At 32.5% G+C, this 17,697-nt stretch carries 15 protein-coding genes and 2 pseudogenes; 7 read left to right on the top strand and 10 right to left on the bottom strand.

Annotated features, from left to right (window positions below; all coding sequences use genetic code 11):
* Positions 1-20 precede the first annotated feature (20 nt).
* The 5 genes and pseudogenes from IGB25_RS00960 to IGB25_RS00940 form a co-directional block, all read right to left on the bottom strand.
* Complete coding sequence (locus IGB25_RS00960) at positions 21-584, bottom strand: hypothetical protein (protein ID WP_211065782.1); 564 nt, start codon at positions 582-584, stop codon at positions 21-23.
* 7 nt (positions 585-591) lie between these two features.
* Positions 592-1,748, bottom strand: a pseudogene (locus tag IGB25_RS00955) (HlyD family secretion protein).
* A gap of 37 nt (positions 1,749-1,785) precedes the next feature.
* Positions 1,786-3,111 (bottom strand): TolC family protein, encoded by a 1,326-nt coding sequence (locus IGB25_RS00950; RefSeq protein ID WP_211065781.1) that lies wholly within the window; start codon positions 3,109-3,111, stop codon positions 1,786-1,788.
* An 85-nt stretch (positions 3,112-3,196) separates the two neighbouring features.
* Positions 3,197-4,051, bottom strand: a complete 855-nt coding sequence (locus IGB25_RS15270) for an AraC family transcriptional regulator (RefSeq protein WP_211065780.1) — start codon at positions 4,049-4,051, stop codon at positions 3,197-3,199.
* A 388-nt stretch (positions 4,052-4,439) separates the two neighbouring features.
* On the bottom strand, positions 4,440-4,727 hold the full coding sequence (locus tag IGB25_RS00940; RefSeq protein WP_211065779.1) for a DUF6515 family protein: 288 nt from the start codon (positions 4,725-4,727) through the stop codon (positions 4,440-4,442).
* On the opposite strand from IGB25_RS00940, the gene IGB25_RS00935 reads away from it, so the two are divergent.
* Complete coding sequence (locus IGB25_RS00935; RefSeq protein WP_211065778.1) at positions 4,714-5,172, top strand: LytTR family DNA-binding domain-containing protein; 459 nt, start codon at positions 4,714-4,716, stop codon at positions 5,170-5,172. The genes IGB25_RS00940 and IGB25_RS00935 overlap by 14 nt on opposite strands.
* Here the strand turns inward: IGB25_RS00935 and IGB25_RS00930 are convergent.
* Positions 5,166-6,092: a zinc metalloprotease gene (locus tag IGB25_RS00930; protein WP_211065777.1), complete on the bottom strand. Its 927-nt coding sequence runs from the start codon at positions 6,090-6,092 to the stop codon at positions 5,166-5,168. The genes IGB25_RS00935 and IGB25_RS00930 overlap by 7 nt on opposite strands.
* A gap of 364 nt (positions 6,093-6,456) precedes the next feature.
* On the opposite strand from IGB25_RS00930, the gene IGB25_RS00925 reads away from it, so the two are divergent.
* On the top strand, positions 6,457-7,239 hold the full coding sequence (locus IGB25_RS00925; protein ID WP_211065776.1) for a hypothetical protein: 783 nt from the start codon (positions 6,457-6,459) through the stop codon (positions 7,237-7,239).
* A gap of 233 nt (positions 7,240-7,472) precedes the next feature.
* Here IGB25_RS00925 and ctlX read toward each other — a convergent pair whose 3' ends face one another.
* Both ctlX and IGB25_RS00915 read right to left on the bottom strand, forming a co-directional pair.
* Entirely contained in the window at positions 7,473-8,405 is a 933-nt protein-coding gene (gene ctlX / locus IGB25_RS00920; RefSeq protein WP_211065775.1) for a citrulline utilization hydrolase CtlX, read from the bottom strand.
* A gap of 12 nt (positions 8,406-8,417) precedes the next feature.
* Entirely contained in the window at positions 8,418-9,329 is a 912-nt protein-coding gene (locus tag IGB25_RS00915) for a dimethylarginine dimethylaminohydrolase family protein (protein WP_211065774.1), read from the bottom strand.
* Positions 9,330-9,524: 195 nt separating this feature from the next.
* On the opposite strand from IGB25_RS00915, the gene IGB25_RS00910 reads away from it, so the two are divergent.
* Entirely contained in the window at positions 9,525-10,121 is a 597-nt protein-coding gene (locus tag IGB25_RS00910; RefSeq protein ID WP_247653559.1) for a hypothetical protein, read from the top strand.
* 336 nt (positions 10,122-10,457) lie between these two features.
* On the opposite strand, the pseudogene IGB25_RS00905 reads toward IGB25_RS00910, so the two are convergent.
* Positions 10,458-11,492 (bottom strand): annotated as a pseudogene (locus IGB25_RS00905) (GNAT family N-acetyltransferase).
* Positions 11,493-11,841: 349 nt separating this feature from the next.
* Between IGB25_RS00905 and IGB25_RS00900 the strand changes: the two are divergent.
* From IGB25_RS00900 to IGB25_RS00885, 4 genes are read left to right on the top strand one after another with little or no spacing between them, the layout of a single operon-like run.
* Positions 11,842-12,510 carry a TetR/AcrR family transcriptional regulator gene (locus tag IGB25_RS00900; protein ID WP_211065773.1) on the top strand — a complete coding sequence of 223 codons (669 nt, stop codon included), beginning with the start codon at positions 11,842-11,844 and terminating at the stop codon, positions 12,508-12,510.
* 2 nt (positions 12,511-12,512) lie between these two features.
* Entirely contained in the window at positions 12,513-14,165 is a 1,653-nt protein-coding gene (locus IGB25_RS00895) for a peptidase domain-containing ABC transporter (protein WP_211065772.1), read from the top strand.
* A 3-nt stretch (positions 14,166-14,168) separates the two neighbouring features.
* Positions 14,169-15,539, top strand: coding sequence for an HlyD family secretion protein (locus IGB25_RS00890; protein WP_211065771.1), 1,371 nt, complete (start codon positions 14,169-14,171; stop codon positions 15,537-15,539).
* Positions 15,539-16,930, top strand: coding sequence for a TolC family protein (locus IGB25_RS00885; RefSeq protein WP_211065770.1), 1,392 nt, complete (start codon positions 15,539-15,541; stop codon positions 16,928-16,930). The genes IGB25_RS00890 and IGB25_RS00885 overlap by 1 nt, the downstream gene beginning before the upstream one ends.
* On the opposite strand, the gene IGB25_RS00880 is transcribed toward IGB25_RS00885, so the two are convergent.
* Positions 16,925-17,677 (bottom strand): DUF3179 domain-containing (seleno)protein, encoded by a 753-nt coding sequence (locus tag IGB25_RS00880; protein WP_211065769.1) that lies wholly within the window; start codon positions 17,675-17,677, stop codon positions 16,925-16,927. The genes IGB25_RS00885 and IGB25_RS00880 overlap by 6 nt on opposite strands.
* Between the last annotated feature and the right edge of the window lie 20 nt (positions 17,678-17,697).

Below are 17,697 nucleotides of genomic sequence, written 5' to 3'. Positions count from 1 at the left end.
GCGTTGGTTGTGCTGAAAAATCAACGATAGTCTGCAACAATCAGCAACAGTATCGCTATAATAAAATAAGGTGCCTGCCAGTTACTGTTAAAGACTTGGTTTGCCAACAGGTAAGAAGAATATTGCCCAGTGCATAATATAATAGGGTAAAATACAGAGTAGAAACGTCCTCTTTCTCCTGTTGGTGATATAATAAACATAACGGGTAATATCATTTCAACAAATGGAAACATTTTAAAAAAGCCAATAAAAAAACTTCCCACAATCACCACCAAAACATTATCGGTTGTTGCTATCAAATAAGAAAGGACAGCAAGAACAACAGTGCAAAACACAATTATTTCTTTAGAGCGAAAACGCATTTTTATACGCATAGCAATGGTGCTGGCAACACCCATTCCGATAATGGTCGCATTATATGCCAATGAAATGTATTCTGAATAAGTTGCAAATGCCCCTGAAATATCAGTACTATTGCTTCTGTAAACACCATTCAATGCTATGAGTGGAAACAAAAAAACAATAATCAGTAACAACATCAAAGGCTTAGGAACCCAATTGGCAAACGGACCTCTATTGTACATAACTTTGCTATTTTAAGGTTACTTGTACATTCATACCAGCCCGAAGCAAATCTAAGTCTTCGGGTTTGTTGTTTTCTGTAAATTCTATCCGAACGGGAATGCGTTGCTGTACTTTTACAAAGTTTCCTGTTGAATTGTCAACGGGTATTGCAGATATCTGGCTCCAGTAGCTCCAGAAATGGCTGTTATTTTTCCTTCAAATTCTTTGCCACCCAAAGCATCAACAGTAATTTTTGCAATACCTCCGACAGTTACTTCATCCATTTGTTTTTCACGATAGTTGGCTGAAATCCATATATTTTTAATATCAACAATAGTTGCCACTTGTTGGCTAGCGTTTAATAACTGACCTACATTTACGGTTCTTCTCCCCATAATTCCATCGTGAGGTGCGGTAATTACGGTATAGGAAAGATTGAGTTTTGCCATTTCAAGTGCGTTTTTGGCACGTTTTATTTCCGCCTCGTTCATTTCTAAACGAGAATGAACTTCCTTAACGGTCAACTCACTTGTGCCTTTTGTGTTTTTGATGGCTTGATATTGAGAAATCGTTGCTTCCAATTGAGCTTTACTGGCTTCATATTGTGTTTTTACCTGGTCGAATTGCTGACGTGTTACCGCTTCGTCTTCCAACAAATTTTTATAGCGGTTATAATTTTGCTCGGCATTCCACAGTTTTGCCTGTCTTGCTTCAATGTTAGCTTGTGCGGCTTCAAGGTTGGCTTGTGCGGTATTGATATTGTTGGTAACTGTTTTTACAGAATTTAGAGTTACATTTTTAGATGCCAATGCGACCATATAAGTCGCTTCTGCTTGTCCTAACTGTGTTTTTATCTCCCTGTCGTCCAAAATTATGAGCGTATCTCCTTTTTTCACATGCTGATGTTCTACAAAGCGTATTTCTTTGATATAAGCCGACACTCGGGTATTTATTGGATTGATGTATGATTCTACCTGTGCCGCATTGGTATATTGGTCGTTTCCAATGTTCAAGTAAGCCGTTACAAACCAGTATAACCCGACCAAGACAAATACCAGAATAACCATACTGATAATTCTACCCTTATTTTTTTTCTTTACAGGAGGTTTTCGTTTTGATTTGGTCGTTTTCTTAGAATCTGTTTCTTGAACTTCTTCTTGATTTTTATCTTGATCTTGTGACATGATTTTTATTTTTTTATAAATTAAGCAAATGACATTTTTACAGTTTTCCGCTTTCTTTCATTAACTTGTAATAGGCAAAAATGATACTGATTTGCGAATTGGTGTATTGCAACTCAGCATCTAATTTGGCGTTGCTGGCATCGATTAAATCCAGCAAAATGGCTAATTGGTTGTTGTATTTGCTCTCCATAATCCTGTAATTTTCATTGGCTAAATCTTTGTTTTTCTCAAAGGTTTTGTTTTGGGTTATGGCTTCGTTGTATTTAATGTAAGTCGCTTTCACAGCTACTCCAATCATTTGTTCTGCTTCATTGGCTTGTGCTTTGGCACGTTCTGTTTCAAATTTATTCAATTGAAGTTTTTTTGGTGTTTTATAAATTGAAGCGATATTATAGCTCAATGATAAACCTATATTCCACCCGTTTGAATACATATCCAAAGCAGGTGAAACACTGGTAATAGGGCGTTGAAGTGTGTTATTTGCAAAAGTCGCTAAGGTAGGCAGACGTTCTGCTTTGGTTATTTTTTCAGAAACTTTATATAATTCAACTGCCTTTTTAGCCATCAATAAGCTTGGATGAGTCTGAATATTATTTTGATAGGTTTCTAAAAGAGAAATTTCTGGATTTTCATTTATTATAGATTCGTCTGCAACAATTTCTGTTTCTTCTGGTAAACCCAAAGCCACGGTAAGTTGCTTGTTTAAAATCTGAATATTATTTTCTATCACCTGTAAAGACAAATTAAGATTTGAAATTTGCAATTCGCCACGGATCACATCATTTCGGGTTACCATTCCTTGGCTATAAAAATGGTTGATATTCTGTAATCTATCTTCTGCAAGTGCTATGTTTTTACGAAATACACTTGCTTGATTTTGTAACTTATACAAGTCCAAATAGTAACCTAAAACAAGCAACTTGATATTCTGTTCATCGGACTGATAACCCAGTGAAGCCAAATTTTCTTGTAGTGTTTTTGCCTTAATAGCATTGTTTACTGCATTTCCTTTCCAAATTAATTGAGAGGCTTCTACAGAATATACATTTCCAAAATGTGGCATATCTACAGTAGTGGCATTTGAAAAGTTTTTGTCCAAAATAGTGCCATCACCAATATACATAGCACTTGCATTCATATTAAAATCAGGGAGTTTTTGGTTTTTTGTAACTTCTATGTCTTGTTTAGCAATGTTGATGTCTGCTTTAGAAACCGCTAATGATGGGTTATTTTCTGTAACTAAAGAAAAAAGTTCGTCAATGCTTAGTTTTTTCTTTTGTATTGGCTTTTGGGCATAAATAAAAAAACTTGGAAATAGCAGGCAGGTTATCCAAAACAGATGCCTTGAAAAATGACACTTCATTATAAACTATGCGTTTTTATGTTGGGGGTGCAAGATTAAGAAGATACGCAGTGCTATAAAAGGTTGAAAAAGGGATAAAAGAGGTTCAAATGGTATCTATAAATATGGTTCCATTTTTTATTCTATAATTCTTAGGACTTAAACCAGTGTGCTTTTTAAAAAATTTTCCAAAGGCATATTGGTCAGAAAAACTTAGCTCAGATGAAATATCAGAAATTGTCTTTTTTGTGCTGAGCAATAATGTTTTTGCCTCATTGGTTAAGGCATTTGCAATAAATTCGGTTGGAGGTCTGTGCGTGATTTCTTTCACACAAATAGAAAGATATTTTATGGATATATGTAGCTTTTCGGCATAAAAACCAAGTCTTTTTTTAGTTTTAAAATGGATTGAAACCAATTCTATAAATCGCAGTACTATTTCTTCTTTTCGTGTATTAATTTTGGTTTCAGATTGAAGTTTTTCAACCAGAGAATCCATCAAAATATGAATAATGGCTGTAAATAATGCAATTATAATTTGTTCTTGAGAAGAAAATTTAATGTCATGATTGGTGTAATAATTTAATAACTTTACCAAACCCACGGTTTGATGAAAAACAGTGTTTTCCAGTTTAAAGATGTTTTGATTTTTCTCGGCATTAATGATTTGATAAACATCGTATCTACTGAAATTAAATTGAACCTTTTCTCTTGTAACTTCTCTGTTATGTATTAAAACATACATCTCCAATGTTTTGGTAAAACGGACGAGCTTATATATATTTTTTTTAGAAATGAGTATAATATGTTCGTCATCAAAAGATACAGGTTTTCCGTTTATTTCCATTTCAATAGTTCCTTCTACTAAAAAAATAACACTATTACCTGACGGACGCAAAAGATAGCCTTCTTTAGCATTTTTTAAGAAGTCTTTTTCGGTAAGTATTTTTATAAAAGACATTTACAAGGTATTATAGCGGTTGCAAAGGTATTGATTTTTTAAAAGTGAAATAGGTAAATTGAGTGCTGACCGCCCAACTTTTATTACTATACTGAAATACCTATAATTAGTCCAGTCATCATCATTAAAAGTCAATTCAAAATCATCTCTTCTGTACTGTTGTTTCCAAAAATCCCTCATAGACTCGTAGAAACTTTAGTCTCTCGACTAACATAAAATAAGTAAATTTAGGATTGAAAATTGAAATTTTGAATAAAATATAAACAACTGATTTACAGTAAAATAATTTCACGTTAGTCAGAATAAGAATTGAATGTAAGTTTGGGGCAATAAACTGCTTTTTGAGATTTAAAGTTTAGATACCGTTATAAATTTTGTTTTTTACTGTTTACTTATTAATACTAACTACTTCATATTTTACATCATTCTCTATAGTTACCATTTTATATAGTACCTTTTCATACTCATAGTAAACCTTGCCGTCTATGGTTTTTACAATAGCACCCTCTGGCAAAGAAGGAACTATAGCTCCTACAGGAGGTTGTACTGGTGTGTATTCGTCCTTTACCTCGGTTTTATCATAATACACGCCATCACAATAGTAATATGGAACTCCACCATAATAAACTGTTATCCAACTTGCTGGTATTGTTCGTACAACAATGGGCGTGCCCACCACTACTCTATTATATACGTATGGTGCACGGACCGCTCTTACAGGGGCAACTGCTCAAATACTGGAACTTTTCAACTTTTTAAAGGAATCCGACTTTAAACAGGACTATAAAAAATCCTATTTAGTCCATTATCAAGCAAAACTTATTCCATTAAACATCAACAAAATAAATTGGTTTTATACTGAACTGGAACTCGTGTATGCATATATTGAAGAAGGATCAAGGTTTATTGTTGATTCTACTTTGGAAAAAATCAGCTCAGAGATTGATCCCGATCAATTCTTTAGAGCTAACAGGCAATTTATAGTTCAAAGAAAAGCCATAAAAGATATTGATTTCTATTTCAATGGCAGACTGGTTTTAAATGTCTTGCCAAAACCACACAATAAGATAATTATAAGCAAAGCCAAAGCCTCTGAATTTAAAAAATGGTTAGATCAATAACCGATTAATTCTTTCCTCCTAATACTGTTTTTTAATACCGTAATCATTCGCTTTTTTTGGTTTTCAGTAAAAATATTCATACAATTGTCGTAAGAATAATCCATATAGTTTTGGGGCATTTCAGGCTCATCACATGAAATTTTTATGCTTGCACAATCATAATTTGGTGCTGAGGCATTGGGCGTGTCCAGACAATAATCATCATTACTGCAATCGCCATCACCCCAAATATGTCTTAACCCTAACCAATGACCGACTTCATGGGTAGCAGTCCTGCCCAAATCATAAGGTGCTACTAACTCCGGAAAATCGCCTTTTTCACTACTTCCAAAATACTTATAGCCAATAACAACCCCATCGGTTTCAGCACTTCCACCATCGGCGTTAAGACCTGGCAATCCAGATCTGCTTGGAAATTGAGCATAACCCAATAGGTCACGACTAACAAAACCACCAAAGTTTATAGTCCATATATTAAAATATTGACTAGGATCCCAGTAATAAGTAGGTTTTAAACTGGTTTCAATAGGATTTCTAAAAACTCCTTTAGGCCATTCGCTCCGTCCTCCGTTTATACGATCTATTCCAGGTTCGGTAAGCAGGTTTCCATCAGGGTCTTTATCAGCTAAAACAAATTCTATGGTTGTGTCTGCTCCAACAGGATTGTCATTATACCCGTTGGTTCCAACCATTTTTCTAAAATCTTCATTTAATACTTCAATTTGTGATTTTACTTGTTCATAACTTATGTTTGCTCCTTGCCCAATGGGCTCTCCGTAATGTACTACATGTACTACAACATGTATTCTGTAAATAAACACCTCATTTTCATCAACAATTTCATCTAGATTGTTATCTGTTGAGCAAGATGTAATCCATGCCATGATGAAGAAGACCAATACTATTTTTATGGTTTTCATATCAACTGATTAAATTAATTTAAAAATAGTTGTTCATCATCTCTTTTATGAAAATTTAAATCTTAAACATCCATATTTTGATATGGAACAACCAAATTGAGGTCTAAAATTTCAGAATAAAACAGTATCCAAAAATTACATAAGTCACTTTCCTTTAATTTATTTCTAACAACAAATCATGGAATCAATATAAGTAAAATAAGCAGTAAATTATTCTCTATTAATTTTTATGGTTTAACAGGTTATAAAAAAATTCAATTATAAAAGATAACGATTCATCCTTGAATTTGTCAGTTTCAATAACTTTTAAAACTTTAGTAAGCATATCCTAAATAATTTAGCTGAAAATCAAAAAAATAAAATTATGAAAACAATTAATTTAAAAACACTCAAAAACCAACACAAATCAATACTAACTGGATTATGTGTTGCAACACTCTTATTTACATCATGTAATAATAATGATGATAACTTATCCGAATCCAGCATTTCAGAGGAAGAAGCCTCGGAAGCAATTATCATGGCTGTTTCGCCAGAAACTGGAGGTTTAATTGAAATGACTACTGAAACCATAACTATTGTGGAAGGAAGTTCTAGTGATTATAGTAAAACATCCTTAAGTAATAGTGATTTTGATTATGTATGTGGGGAAACTTATGGTACATCATTTGCAAGAAGTCATGATAGCGGAAACTATAGCTATAATATTAATTACGTATGGAGTTGGACTGTATATTGTACAGATGATAATAGTCCAACAAACTTTAGCTTTGATTTAAATGCTTCCAGTTCTTATGACTCTCCAAAAATGTCATCTGATGATACAACTAATGGAACTCTGGTAGTATCAGGATTAGACGATTTAGAAACAGAATACCTTGTAAATCAAACTTATTCCAGATCTGGAACTCAAATATCCTCTGTTAGAAATCAAAATACCTTTACAAGTTCTTTAAACTTTAATACAACCAATTTAAAAGTATTAAAGGCAAATCATAATATTACTTCTGGCAGTATTTCAGTGGCTTTCAATGGACAAGTATCAAATGGTAACGTTTATGATTACTCAGGAACAATAGTTTTTAATGGAAACCAAACAGCAACCCTAACTATGGGTAGTGGAAATACCTATAATTTTGCTTGGTAAAAAAGAAGAAGATCGATAAATAGCAACTTCTTTCCTTCCCTTTTGAGTAGTAGTTAGGGGTTCATTAAAGAAATGAGCCCCTTCTTTTCTTTCATTAAAAAAGTAACAATTCATTCTAATTGAAAATTAATCTGAGAATAAATAATAAATAAGACTTCAATATTTAATCATTCTGAATTTATAGATTAATAAAATTTAGCATCTATGAAGTTTTGCAACGAACTCAAGTTTGTTTAATTCTTTGCATTAAAAATTTCAGCTATCATACATCTTGCACTTCCACCACCTAAGGTTTCTATGGTGTTTAATGGACTGTGCAAAATTTTTAGATATTGTTCTATGGTTTGAACTTGGGTTGCTTGTAAACTTTTATAGGCTTGTGTGCTCATGACTAAAAATTTATCGCCATTTCTGTTTTGCACTTCAAGCATATTGCCAGCATAAGCTTCGAGTTGTTGTTCAGAGATTTCAACGATGGTTTTGTTGTCTTCTTTTAAACTTTTGCTCAGCAATTTTTTATCAGCTTTGTCGTCAACACTGTCAAAACAAACTATAGCAATATCAGTGCCAACGCACATCATTACATTGGTGTGGTAAATGGGTAATCGCTTGCTACCAACAGTTTGGTAGGCTTTAAAAGGTATTGGTAAAAATTCAAAATCTTCGCAAAACTCAATTAGCAATTCTTCATTAGCTCTTGGAGAAAGTGCACAATAAGCTTTTCTGTTGACTCGATCTAAAATTAAACTCCCAGTGCCTTCTAAAAAAATATTTTCGTCTTCAGCAGAAGTATAATCATAAACTTGATGAAACTGAAAGCCTTTTTGTTCTAAATCTTCTAAAATATCTTGACGTCTTTCTCGACGGCGATTTTCAGCAAACATTGGGTATAAAGCAATATTACCATTCTCGTGAAATGAAATCCAATTGTTTGGAAAAATAGAATCTGGTGTTTTTAAATCAGCAATGTCATCATAAACAAAAACGTCAATACCAGAGGCTTTTAAAATATCAACAAAATCATCAAATTCTTTTTGCACTTTAGCATTAATGGCTTCAGCATTTAAGTTTAATGTTTTTTGAAAATAATTGTTGACTGCAGTTTCTTTATTCATTTCAAAAGCTACGGGTCTTATCATCAAAATTTTGTCTGTAGATTGTTTCATTTGTGTTTAATTTCAGTCTCGTTGCAAAGGTAATGTAGAACAACGCAACAATCCTTCTTGCTTGGCAATTTCTCTGTAATGCACTTCTTCTACTGTGATGTTTTTATGTCTCATCCATTGATTTAATCGTGTAAAAGACCTATCTGAAATCACTATATCTTTATCAATTGAAAAGATATTAGAATTCATATCATACATTTCTTCAGCAGTGATTTCAAAAATATTGTCTTTTCCAAAAAAATCTACCAACCATTGGTATTCGGTTTCTTCAAGAAATCCATTTTTATGCAGTATAGCATATTTTTCGCCTATGGGTTGAAAGCGACAATCTAAGTGTAAGGCATTATTATAGGCATCGGTATTGCTTTTTCTAAGGTTAAATGATTTTACTTTTTTGTGAGGAAATATTTTTTGTATAGCTTCAACCGCTTGTGGATTCGTCCTAGCAGTGATATAATTAGGATAATCTGAACCGCGATAAGTGCCTATAAAAATATACTCGTGATGTGGCATCACATCACCACCTTCAATATGGGCTTCATCAGGAAGTTTGATGATTTGTTGTTGTGGAATTTGGTCTAATATATATTGAATTGCTTCAATTTCTTTTTCACGATCTGGTAAAATATTAGATTTTATAAATTTATCTTCAATCACAAATGCAATGTCTCTTGAAAAAATTTGATTGCAATCTTTCAATAATTCTGGACGATATACCTTGACATCATATTTTTTGAATACTTCTAAAACTTCATCCATTTCTTTTATCATATCTTTTTCTTTAGGATATGTTCCTTTTTTGATATGTTCAATAGATTTAGGATCGTATGCTTCTTCTAATTTTGGAACTGATCCATTGCTATCTGCTCTACCGAGAATCACTTGTCTTAATCTTGATGTTTCGTCTTGTATATTTAATTTCATAGTAATGCTAAAAAACACAAATCTATTAATAATTAATGAATGTATTGCAGTAGCACAATTTCTTTCCCAAACCTTAAAGACTTTTATAAATTTTAAAAGTAAATCTCTTGTAAAACCTTTAATTATTTGTAAATTTAATCTTAAATACTCACGATGTCTTTAGCACAATATAATTACATTTGAAAAAAAAACAAATTGGATAATATCGATAAAGAAAAGGTTATTTCAAATATGGCAACTTTGCTTCAAGAGGTGCCATCTTCAATGGAAATCATAAAAAATGACAAGCATAAAGTTAAGCGATTCAGATATTTAGCTAAACATATGATTGATAAAGCTATTGAACGTGATGCTTTAATTGTTTCTGAAGACTATAATGGCATAGCTATAATGTTTGAAGAAGATGGTAATCAAAAAGGCAACTTTTGGGGAGAATTGATTACAGATTTAAAACTTGCCTTAAATGTAACTGGTATAAAAAAAGGATTAAAAGCTCTAAAAACTCAAAGTTATGTAAAAAAACAAAGACCAAAAGACCAAAAACATTTGTATTGTTGGTTTTGGGGCATTATGCCAGAAGCAAGAGACGTTGACAATACAAGGACAGCTTACCAAATGAAAAATCAATTTTTGGAAATTTCAAGACAAAAAGGTTTGCCTATTTACGCTGAAACGCGAATTAAAAAAGTATATATAGCCTATCGAAGATACAAATTTAATTGCTTTCACCAATGGCAACATCCAAGTGGTGATACAATGTATTTTATGAAATATGAGCCTTCTGAATCATGATGGCAGAATCCATCAAAATCTAAGGAAGACATTTAATGGCTATTCTTCTTTAGAATTACTAAAAAGGTTGCGGTGGGCATAGTAGTGCTATTGACAGTGCATGTATCAAGCCTAATAATCCTACTGATAAAGATACATTGATTAATTGGTTATGTGCCGTAGTCACATTTCTTTGTGAACTAGATGGAGTTGAAAACACCATAGATTATTCCAAGTTATTTAAACTGAAAGACAATAAGCCACAATGCGAAAATTGAATGGGATTATTGCATAGAAAACCCAACATGGTATGTTGGGCTTTAACAACAAAACAATCCAATCAATAAATAAGACGACTTAATCTTTAATTATTTTTTTAACAATATTGCCTTTATTGGTCTTCAATTTCACGTAATAAATACCAGATGAAAGTGCACTAATATTTAAACCATTAGCCACCGTTTGACCCATGGCATTTGATATAATAGAAAGTTCTGCCATTTTCTCTTTGATTGGTTGAGTAAATTTAGCCAATTCTCTTATGGCATCAGGCTCGCTTAAGTGGTTGTATTTCGCCATAAGCGGCGCATTAAAGAACTCTGGAAATAGCGCAAAGTCTGATCTGTAGCCAGAAAGTGATTGAACAAAGTATTCGACTTGGTGTAGCAAATCTTCTAAATTAGCGTAAGAACGCATTTGCCATTGCACCAAACCTAAACGAACTTCGGTTTTGTTGGTATAAGGTTTTACAGAATCTTTGGTGAAATATATATTATCCCATTGCATCCAAACGGCATATTCTTTTGAATCGGTATCGCCTTCAAGGTAATTAGACAAAATCCGAACGGGTCTAAAATCATTTGATAATTGAAAGTTTAATACCGGGTCTTCAATTTCCTTAAAACGCACTTTTTCAATATATTGTCTTGGTGTTAAGGAACTTGAGAATTTATGATAGTTAGGAATTCTACCGCCAAATACTATACCTTTAAGGTTGAGTTTTTCACATAATTCTTTGCGGTAATCATATAATCTTCAGCCTAATTTTAATCCTCTATATTTTTTTTTAATAATAATATCTATGCCATAAAGCATGTCGCCATCGCTATTATGGTATTTAAATTTGGCGTCTCCTGCAATATCATCATAAGTATGCTTGTTATCAATTTTTGAAGACTCAACAATTAGTGAAAAAGCACAGCCAGCAATTTCACCGTTTACAAAAAGTACGATTTGTCCATCTGGAAATTTTGAAATGAGTTGTTTTAACTCACTTTTTTTCCAATAGACATCAGGAGCATCGCCGTATATTTCAATAAAAACTTCTTTTAGTTCTTCAAAATTAGTTAATGTAAGATATTTTAATTCTACTTGTTCAATTTTGTTATCCATAAATTTCTAATCAATTTTAGTCAAACGAATTTAAACTTTCTTAATAACTTAAACTACGATTTAACAAGCCACTATGATTTTCGAATTTAGTATTTATTTCTACGCTATTAAACCAGTAATAATGATTACTCTAAATCATAAGCTAAAATGTCTCCATGAGCGTAGTCAAATGTTCGCTTCTTCACTTCGTCTGCGCTCAGTGTGACATAAATTCTCATTACTGGTTTAAAAACGTTTATTCGTATTGATAATGTTAATAATCAAAATTATTTTCATTTATGAATATTTATATTCCTTTTAACATTTTATAATAGTAATACTTTTATATTAGCGATTTTTATTTTGTATAATGGAAAGTCTACTATCATCTTTAAAATTAAATATTAGCTCATGCTTATATTTAAAAGACCCAGAAAGCTCAGAATTGGGTCAAAAAATATTAACTCAAAGTATTGAGATGATACACCAATTGGGTATTGAAAATTTTAATTTTAAAAAATTGGGCAACCAAATAGATTCTAATGAAAGTTCTATTTATAGATATTTTGAAAATAAATACAAATTACTCCAATATCTATCAGCAATGTATTGGAGTATTATTGAATACAAGTTAGTCATAGAAACCAACGCTATTGAAGATGCATCAAAAAAACTCCAAATGGCAATCAAAATTTTAACTTTAAAGCCAAAAAGAATTAATTCTTATGCAGATTACGATCAATTAAAATTGAGGGATATAATAATTGAAGAATTTACAAAATCTTATCATCACAAAAATATTGATAACGAAGAAGAGAATTTCAAAATCTATAAGCGTTTAATCTTGAGAATCGTTGAAATGATAAATAAAGTTGACCCAAATTACAACTTTCCAAAGGCTTTAGCTTGTAATATTGTAGAAGGTGCACTACAGCAATATTATACACAAAGGCATTTTAGCTCATTAAACGATCATAAAACAGAGAGTCAGGTTTACGATTTTTTTCAAGCTATGGTTGTTAAAACTTTAAATCAATAGGTATGATTAAGATGACACCTTGGACACGCTTATTAAATTTACTAAAACTTGAACGAAAAGACATCTTCAAGATTTTACTCTATGCCGTTTTTGCTGGATTAGTAGGCCTGTCTCTTCCTCTTGGGGTTCAAGCTACGATCAACTTGGTTGTTGGTGGGCAATTCAATGCGTCGATTATTATTTTAATTAGCTTAGTGCTTTTAGGAGTTATTTTTCAAGGAGTTCTAAGATATATGCAGTTAAGAGCAAGAGAAGATTTGCAACAACGCATATACACCAGGTCTTCATTTGAGTTTATTTATAGGTTCCCTCGTATTCAATCTCAGGCTCTAGAGGGTTATTACCCACCTGAATTAGCCAATAGGTTTTTTGACACTATGGTCATTCAAAAAGGCTTACCTAAAGCTATAATAGACTTTTCAGCATCTTTATTACAGATTATTTTTGGGCTTATTTTGTTATCCTTTTATCATCCATTTTTTATTCTTTTTGGCTTTTTCTTAGTCATTTTACTCTATGTAGTTTTCAAATATAGTATACCCTTAGGTGTTGAAACCAGTCTTAAAGAATCTAAAAATAAATACAGAAATGTGCATTGGATTGAAGAAATAGCCAGAAGTTACGAAAGCTTTAAGGTCTCTGATAGTTTTTCGTTGTCTTCTAAAAAAAATGACCAATTGGCATCAGATTATCTAAAAGCAAGAGAAGATCATTTTGCCATCTTGAAATTGCAGTTTTTTAAAATGATAGGCTTTAAAACTATTGTTACAGCTGGCTTATTGTTCATTGGTGGATTATTAGTCATCAATCAACAAATGAATATTGGCCAATTTGTAGTCGCTGAAATTGTGATTTTATTAATGATAAATTCTGTTGAAAAACTCATTTTAGGGCTTGAAAATGTTTATGATGTCTTGACCTCCATTGAAAAAATTGGCGAAATTACAGATATGCCTCTTGAAAAAAATGTTGATAATGAACCTATTGATAAATCTGAAGATTTTAAAGTAGAGCTCGTTAATCTTAATTTAGAATATTTAAAATCAAACAGAAAAGTATTAACGGATATCAATTTAAACATTCAACCCAAAAAGCATATTCTTATCACTGGAGAAAGTGGCTCTGGTAAAACTACGTTGCTAAAAGTTATTGCTGGACTTGTACCTCAAAGTAATGGGCAATTATTCGTCAATGATATTAATATTAAAAACATCAACAATGACCATTACCGATCTTTTATAGGACACGTTTTTCCAAATAATCTTCCGTTTGATGGCAGTATTATAGAAAACATAACATTTAACAACCCTAAAATTAACGACAATAAAGTAAGAGAGGTTTGTCAAGTTTTAGGCTTAGACAGTTTCATTAAATCTCAACCTAAAGGCCTACAAAGTAATATATCAACTGATGGAAAGCAATTGTCTTACACTATGAGTAAAAAAATAGTTTTGGCAAGAGCCTTAGTATCAGAGCCAAAGTTGCTTATCCTAAAAGACCCATTAGACGAATTTGATGTTAAAGAAATTAAACATATTGTAGATTATTTATTTGACCCTAAACAACCGTGGACCATATTGGTTGCAAGTAGAAATCCAATTTGGAAAGAGTATTGTGAAAATATTATTTATTTAGAAAACGGTAAAATAAAATAGAAGATGCTCAACATATCAAAATATAAGCTCAATAAAGAAGAAGAACTTAGCCAGTTTGAGTCAATGAAATTTGTCAATTTTAAAAACAGGTACATTACCTTTAATAAAATTATGACAGCATTGGGCATAGTGTTTCTCGTTTTTATGTTTTTACCCTGGACACAAAACGTCAGAGGCTCAGGTTACGTCACTACACTTAATCCAAGTCAAAGACCACAGGCTATACAATCTGCCATACCAGGTCGAATTGAAAAATGGTACGTAGGTGAAGGCGACGAAGTTAAAAAGGGCGATACTATAGTTTTTATATCAGAAATAAAAAGTGAATATTTTGACCCAAAACTTTTAGACAGAACTCAAGCCCAAATAACGTCAAAGAGTTTTTCCCAAAGTTCATATACTAAAAAAGCGGAGCAACTTAGCAGGCAAATTGTTGCTTTGCGGCAAGAGCGTGAATTAAAACTTGAAGAAACAAGAAATAAGCTAATACAAGCTAAACTCCAAGTAAAAAGTGATAGTATAGATTTAGAAGTCGCCAAAACTCAAATCAGTATTGCTCAACGTCAATTTGAACGAATAGAGCAGTTAGAAACAGAAGGTTTAAAATCTCGAACAGATTTAGAAAACAAAAAATTAAAACTCCAAGAAAGTGAAGCTAAGTTGGTGTCTCAACAAAACAAGCTTTTATCGAGTCGAAATAAAGTATTAAATGCTCAAATTGAAATATCAACGATAAGGACGAGTTATGATAACAAAATTTCTAAAGCTGAAAGTGATAGACTTTCTGCGTTATCTGCTCAATACGATACCGAGGCACAAGTCAGCAAATTAGAAAATGAACTTTCTAATTATTCAATGCGATCGGATTTAAAATATATAAAAGCTCCGCAAGATGGCTTTATCAATAGGGCTATACAAAAAGGTATTGGAGAAACTTTTAAAGAAGGCGCAGAAATTGTCAGTATTATGCCAACTGAAGTAGAGTTAGCCGTCGAAACTTATGTAAGACCAATAGATTTACCACTTATGCATCCTGGTGAAGAAGTCAGAATAATTTTTGACGGATGGCCAGCTATATTTTTCTCAGGATGGCCAAATCTGTCCTACGGAACTTATGGCGGAAAAATAGTTGCCGTAGAAAGAAGTATTGACCCTTCTAAAGGTAAATATAGAGTTTTAATAAAACCCAACGAAAATGAAACTGGTTGGCCAGATGTGATCAGAGCCGGTTCAGGGGCAAAGACTTTAGCATTATTAAAAGATGTTCCAATTTGGTACGAAATATGGAGACAAATTAATGGTTTCCCTCCTGATTATTATTTGCCAACAGACAATAACACGAATACCAACAAAAACCAAAACACCAAAAAGTAATGCGAATCATATTGCTTTGTATATTACTGACTGTAAGCACTTACGGACAAACCCAAAGCGACTTAGGCATTCTTGGTCTTGAGGAATACTTAGGCTGGGTAAAACAATATCATCCTGTAGCTAAACAAGCTGAGTTAAGAATTACTGAAGCCCAAGCTGAACTTTTAAAAGCCAGAGGTGCTTTTGATCCAAAGATTGAAATTGATTGGAACAATAAAGATTTTGATGAGAAAGAATACTACAATATCCTGAACTCGAGTTTTAAAATACCAACCTGGTACGGCATTGAGTTAAAGGCAGGTTTTGAAAGAAATTCAGGTGTTTTTCTAAATCCAGAAAACAATGTTCCCGAGAACGGTTTATATAAAGCAGGTATATCAGTCCCCATAGGTCAGGGTCTATTTATTAATAAAAGAATGGCTGGCTTAAAACAAGCTAAAATACTTCAAAATCTCAACGAAGCCGAAAGGCAAATGGAAGTCAACAATGTTTTATACGAAGCCAGCTTAGCTTATTTTGATTGGTATGTAGCAAACAAAGAAGTTGAACTTTTTGAAAACACACTTGAGCAAGCCCAAATTAGGTTTAACGGTATAAAACAGAGTGCCATTTCTGGAGATTTACCAGCAATAGATACTTTAGAAGCTGGAATAATTCGTAAAAACAGAGCTTTAAGTTTAGAAAAAGCCAAGCTCAAACTCATTGAAAAACGATTAGAACTTTCCAATTTTTTATGGATAGACAACAACGTGCCTGTTGAGCTCAGTTCTGATATTTCACCTCAGGACCTCAACACGGTTAATGTCGATGATATATTGCAAACCAATCTTATGGTTTTAGATAGCTATGATATTAATTCGCATCCCAAACTTAGAGCATTAAACTACAAGTTGGACCAGCTCAATATAGAACGCCGACTGAAGTACGAAATGCTGAAACCTCAACTTGATTTAGAATACAATTTTATTAATGAGAACATCAGCAATATTGACAATTACAATATTGGCGAATATACTTTTGGAGTCTATTTTAAACTGCCTATATTTTTAAGGAAAGAAAGGGGAGATTTAAACCTCGCAAAAGCTAAAATTCAACAAACAGAATTTGAGATAGAATTGGTAAACACCCAGCTTACAAATAAAATTAGTCAGATAGAAAATCAAATTTTATCTTATCAAAGACAAGCTTTGGCAAGTCAAGATATTGCCAATGACAATCAAGCTTTACTTGAAGGTGAAGAGCGTAAATTTAGCTTTGGTGAAAGTTCTGTATTTTTGCTCAACCAAAGAGAAGTCAAATATATAGAAGCTCAGCTTAAATATATTGAGGCCTTAAATAAATTACTAAATTCAAGAGCCAAACTTTTTAATGTTTTAGCTATTGAACTATAAACCTTTTACATCAGATACATCTTCATATTTTCTCCACGAAGTCGGTCTTTCAAAATCCTGTCCTGAAATTAAAACTTTAGCATTTGGGTACTTTGATTTTACAGTACTCCAAGTCGTATCTTCCCATTTGGTCTCATCATAGATATGTAGTTTTGCTCCTTTCATTTTTCCAGATACGGCTTTACCAATTAAAGGCCACCATAGGCTTTCAGTTTCTCTGTCCCAAAAAACAAAGCCATCTAGACCATCCCAAACTTCTGGGTCGTAGTAAGTATATCCACTTAGGGCAAAAGTAAATACTTTATCGCCATAAGTTCGTGTGTAAATTGCGCCGAGATCAGCCAGAATACAATAAGTCGCCATAATGGGTTTACCATTCAGTTCATCGTTTACAATTTCGTGACGTGTTAAATCTTTTATGCTGTAAGCTTTGACATCGTTTCCTGATTTGGCTACTAAAAAACGATCATCGTCATCCCACTGCTTATCTGCTTTTTGAATACTTGTAAATTCAGGTTCTAATAAAGCAGGAAAAGCTTCACGACCTAATCCGTAATGGAACTGGTCTTCTTCTAGTGATAGATTAGAAACATCAAAATGCTGATAGTCTTTTTTTCCACCATAAAGCATGCGTTTACCATCTTCGTTAAAAAACTTACCTAATTCAACTGAAACAGGTCGTTGTCGGTTTTGTGCGTTTAATAATGTACCAAATAGGATTATTAAAATAAAACTAGTAACTTTCATATTTAAAAATTTTATCTATA

The sequence above is a fragment of the Flavobacterium sp. CS20 genome, from assembly GCF_018080005.1.
In the GTDB taxonomy this organism is placed as follows: Bacteria; Bacteroidota; Bacteroidia; order Flavobacteriales; family Flavobacteriaceae; genus Psychroflexus.
This window is presented reverse-complemented; position numbering and strand designations above follow the sequence as displayed.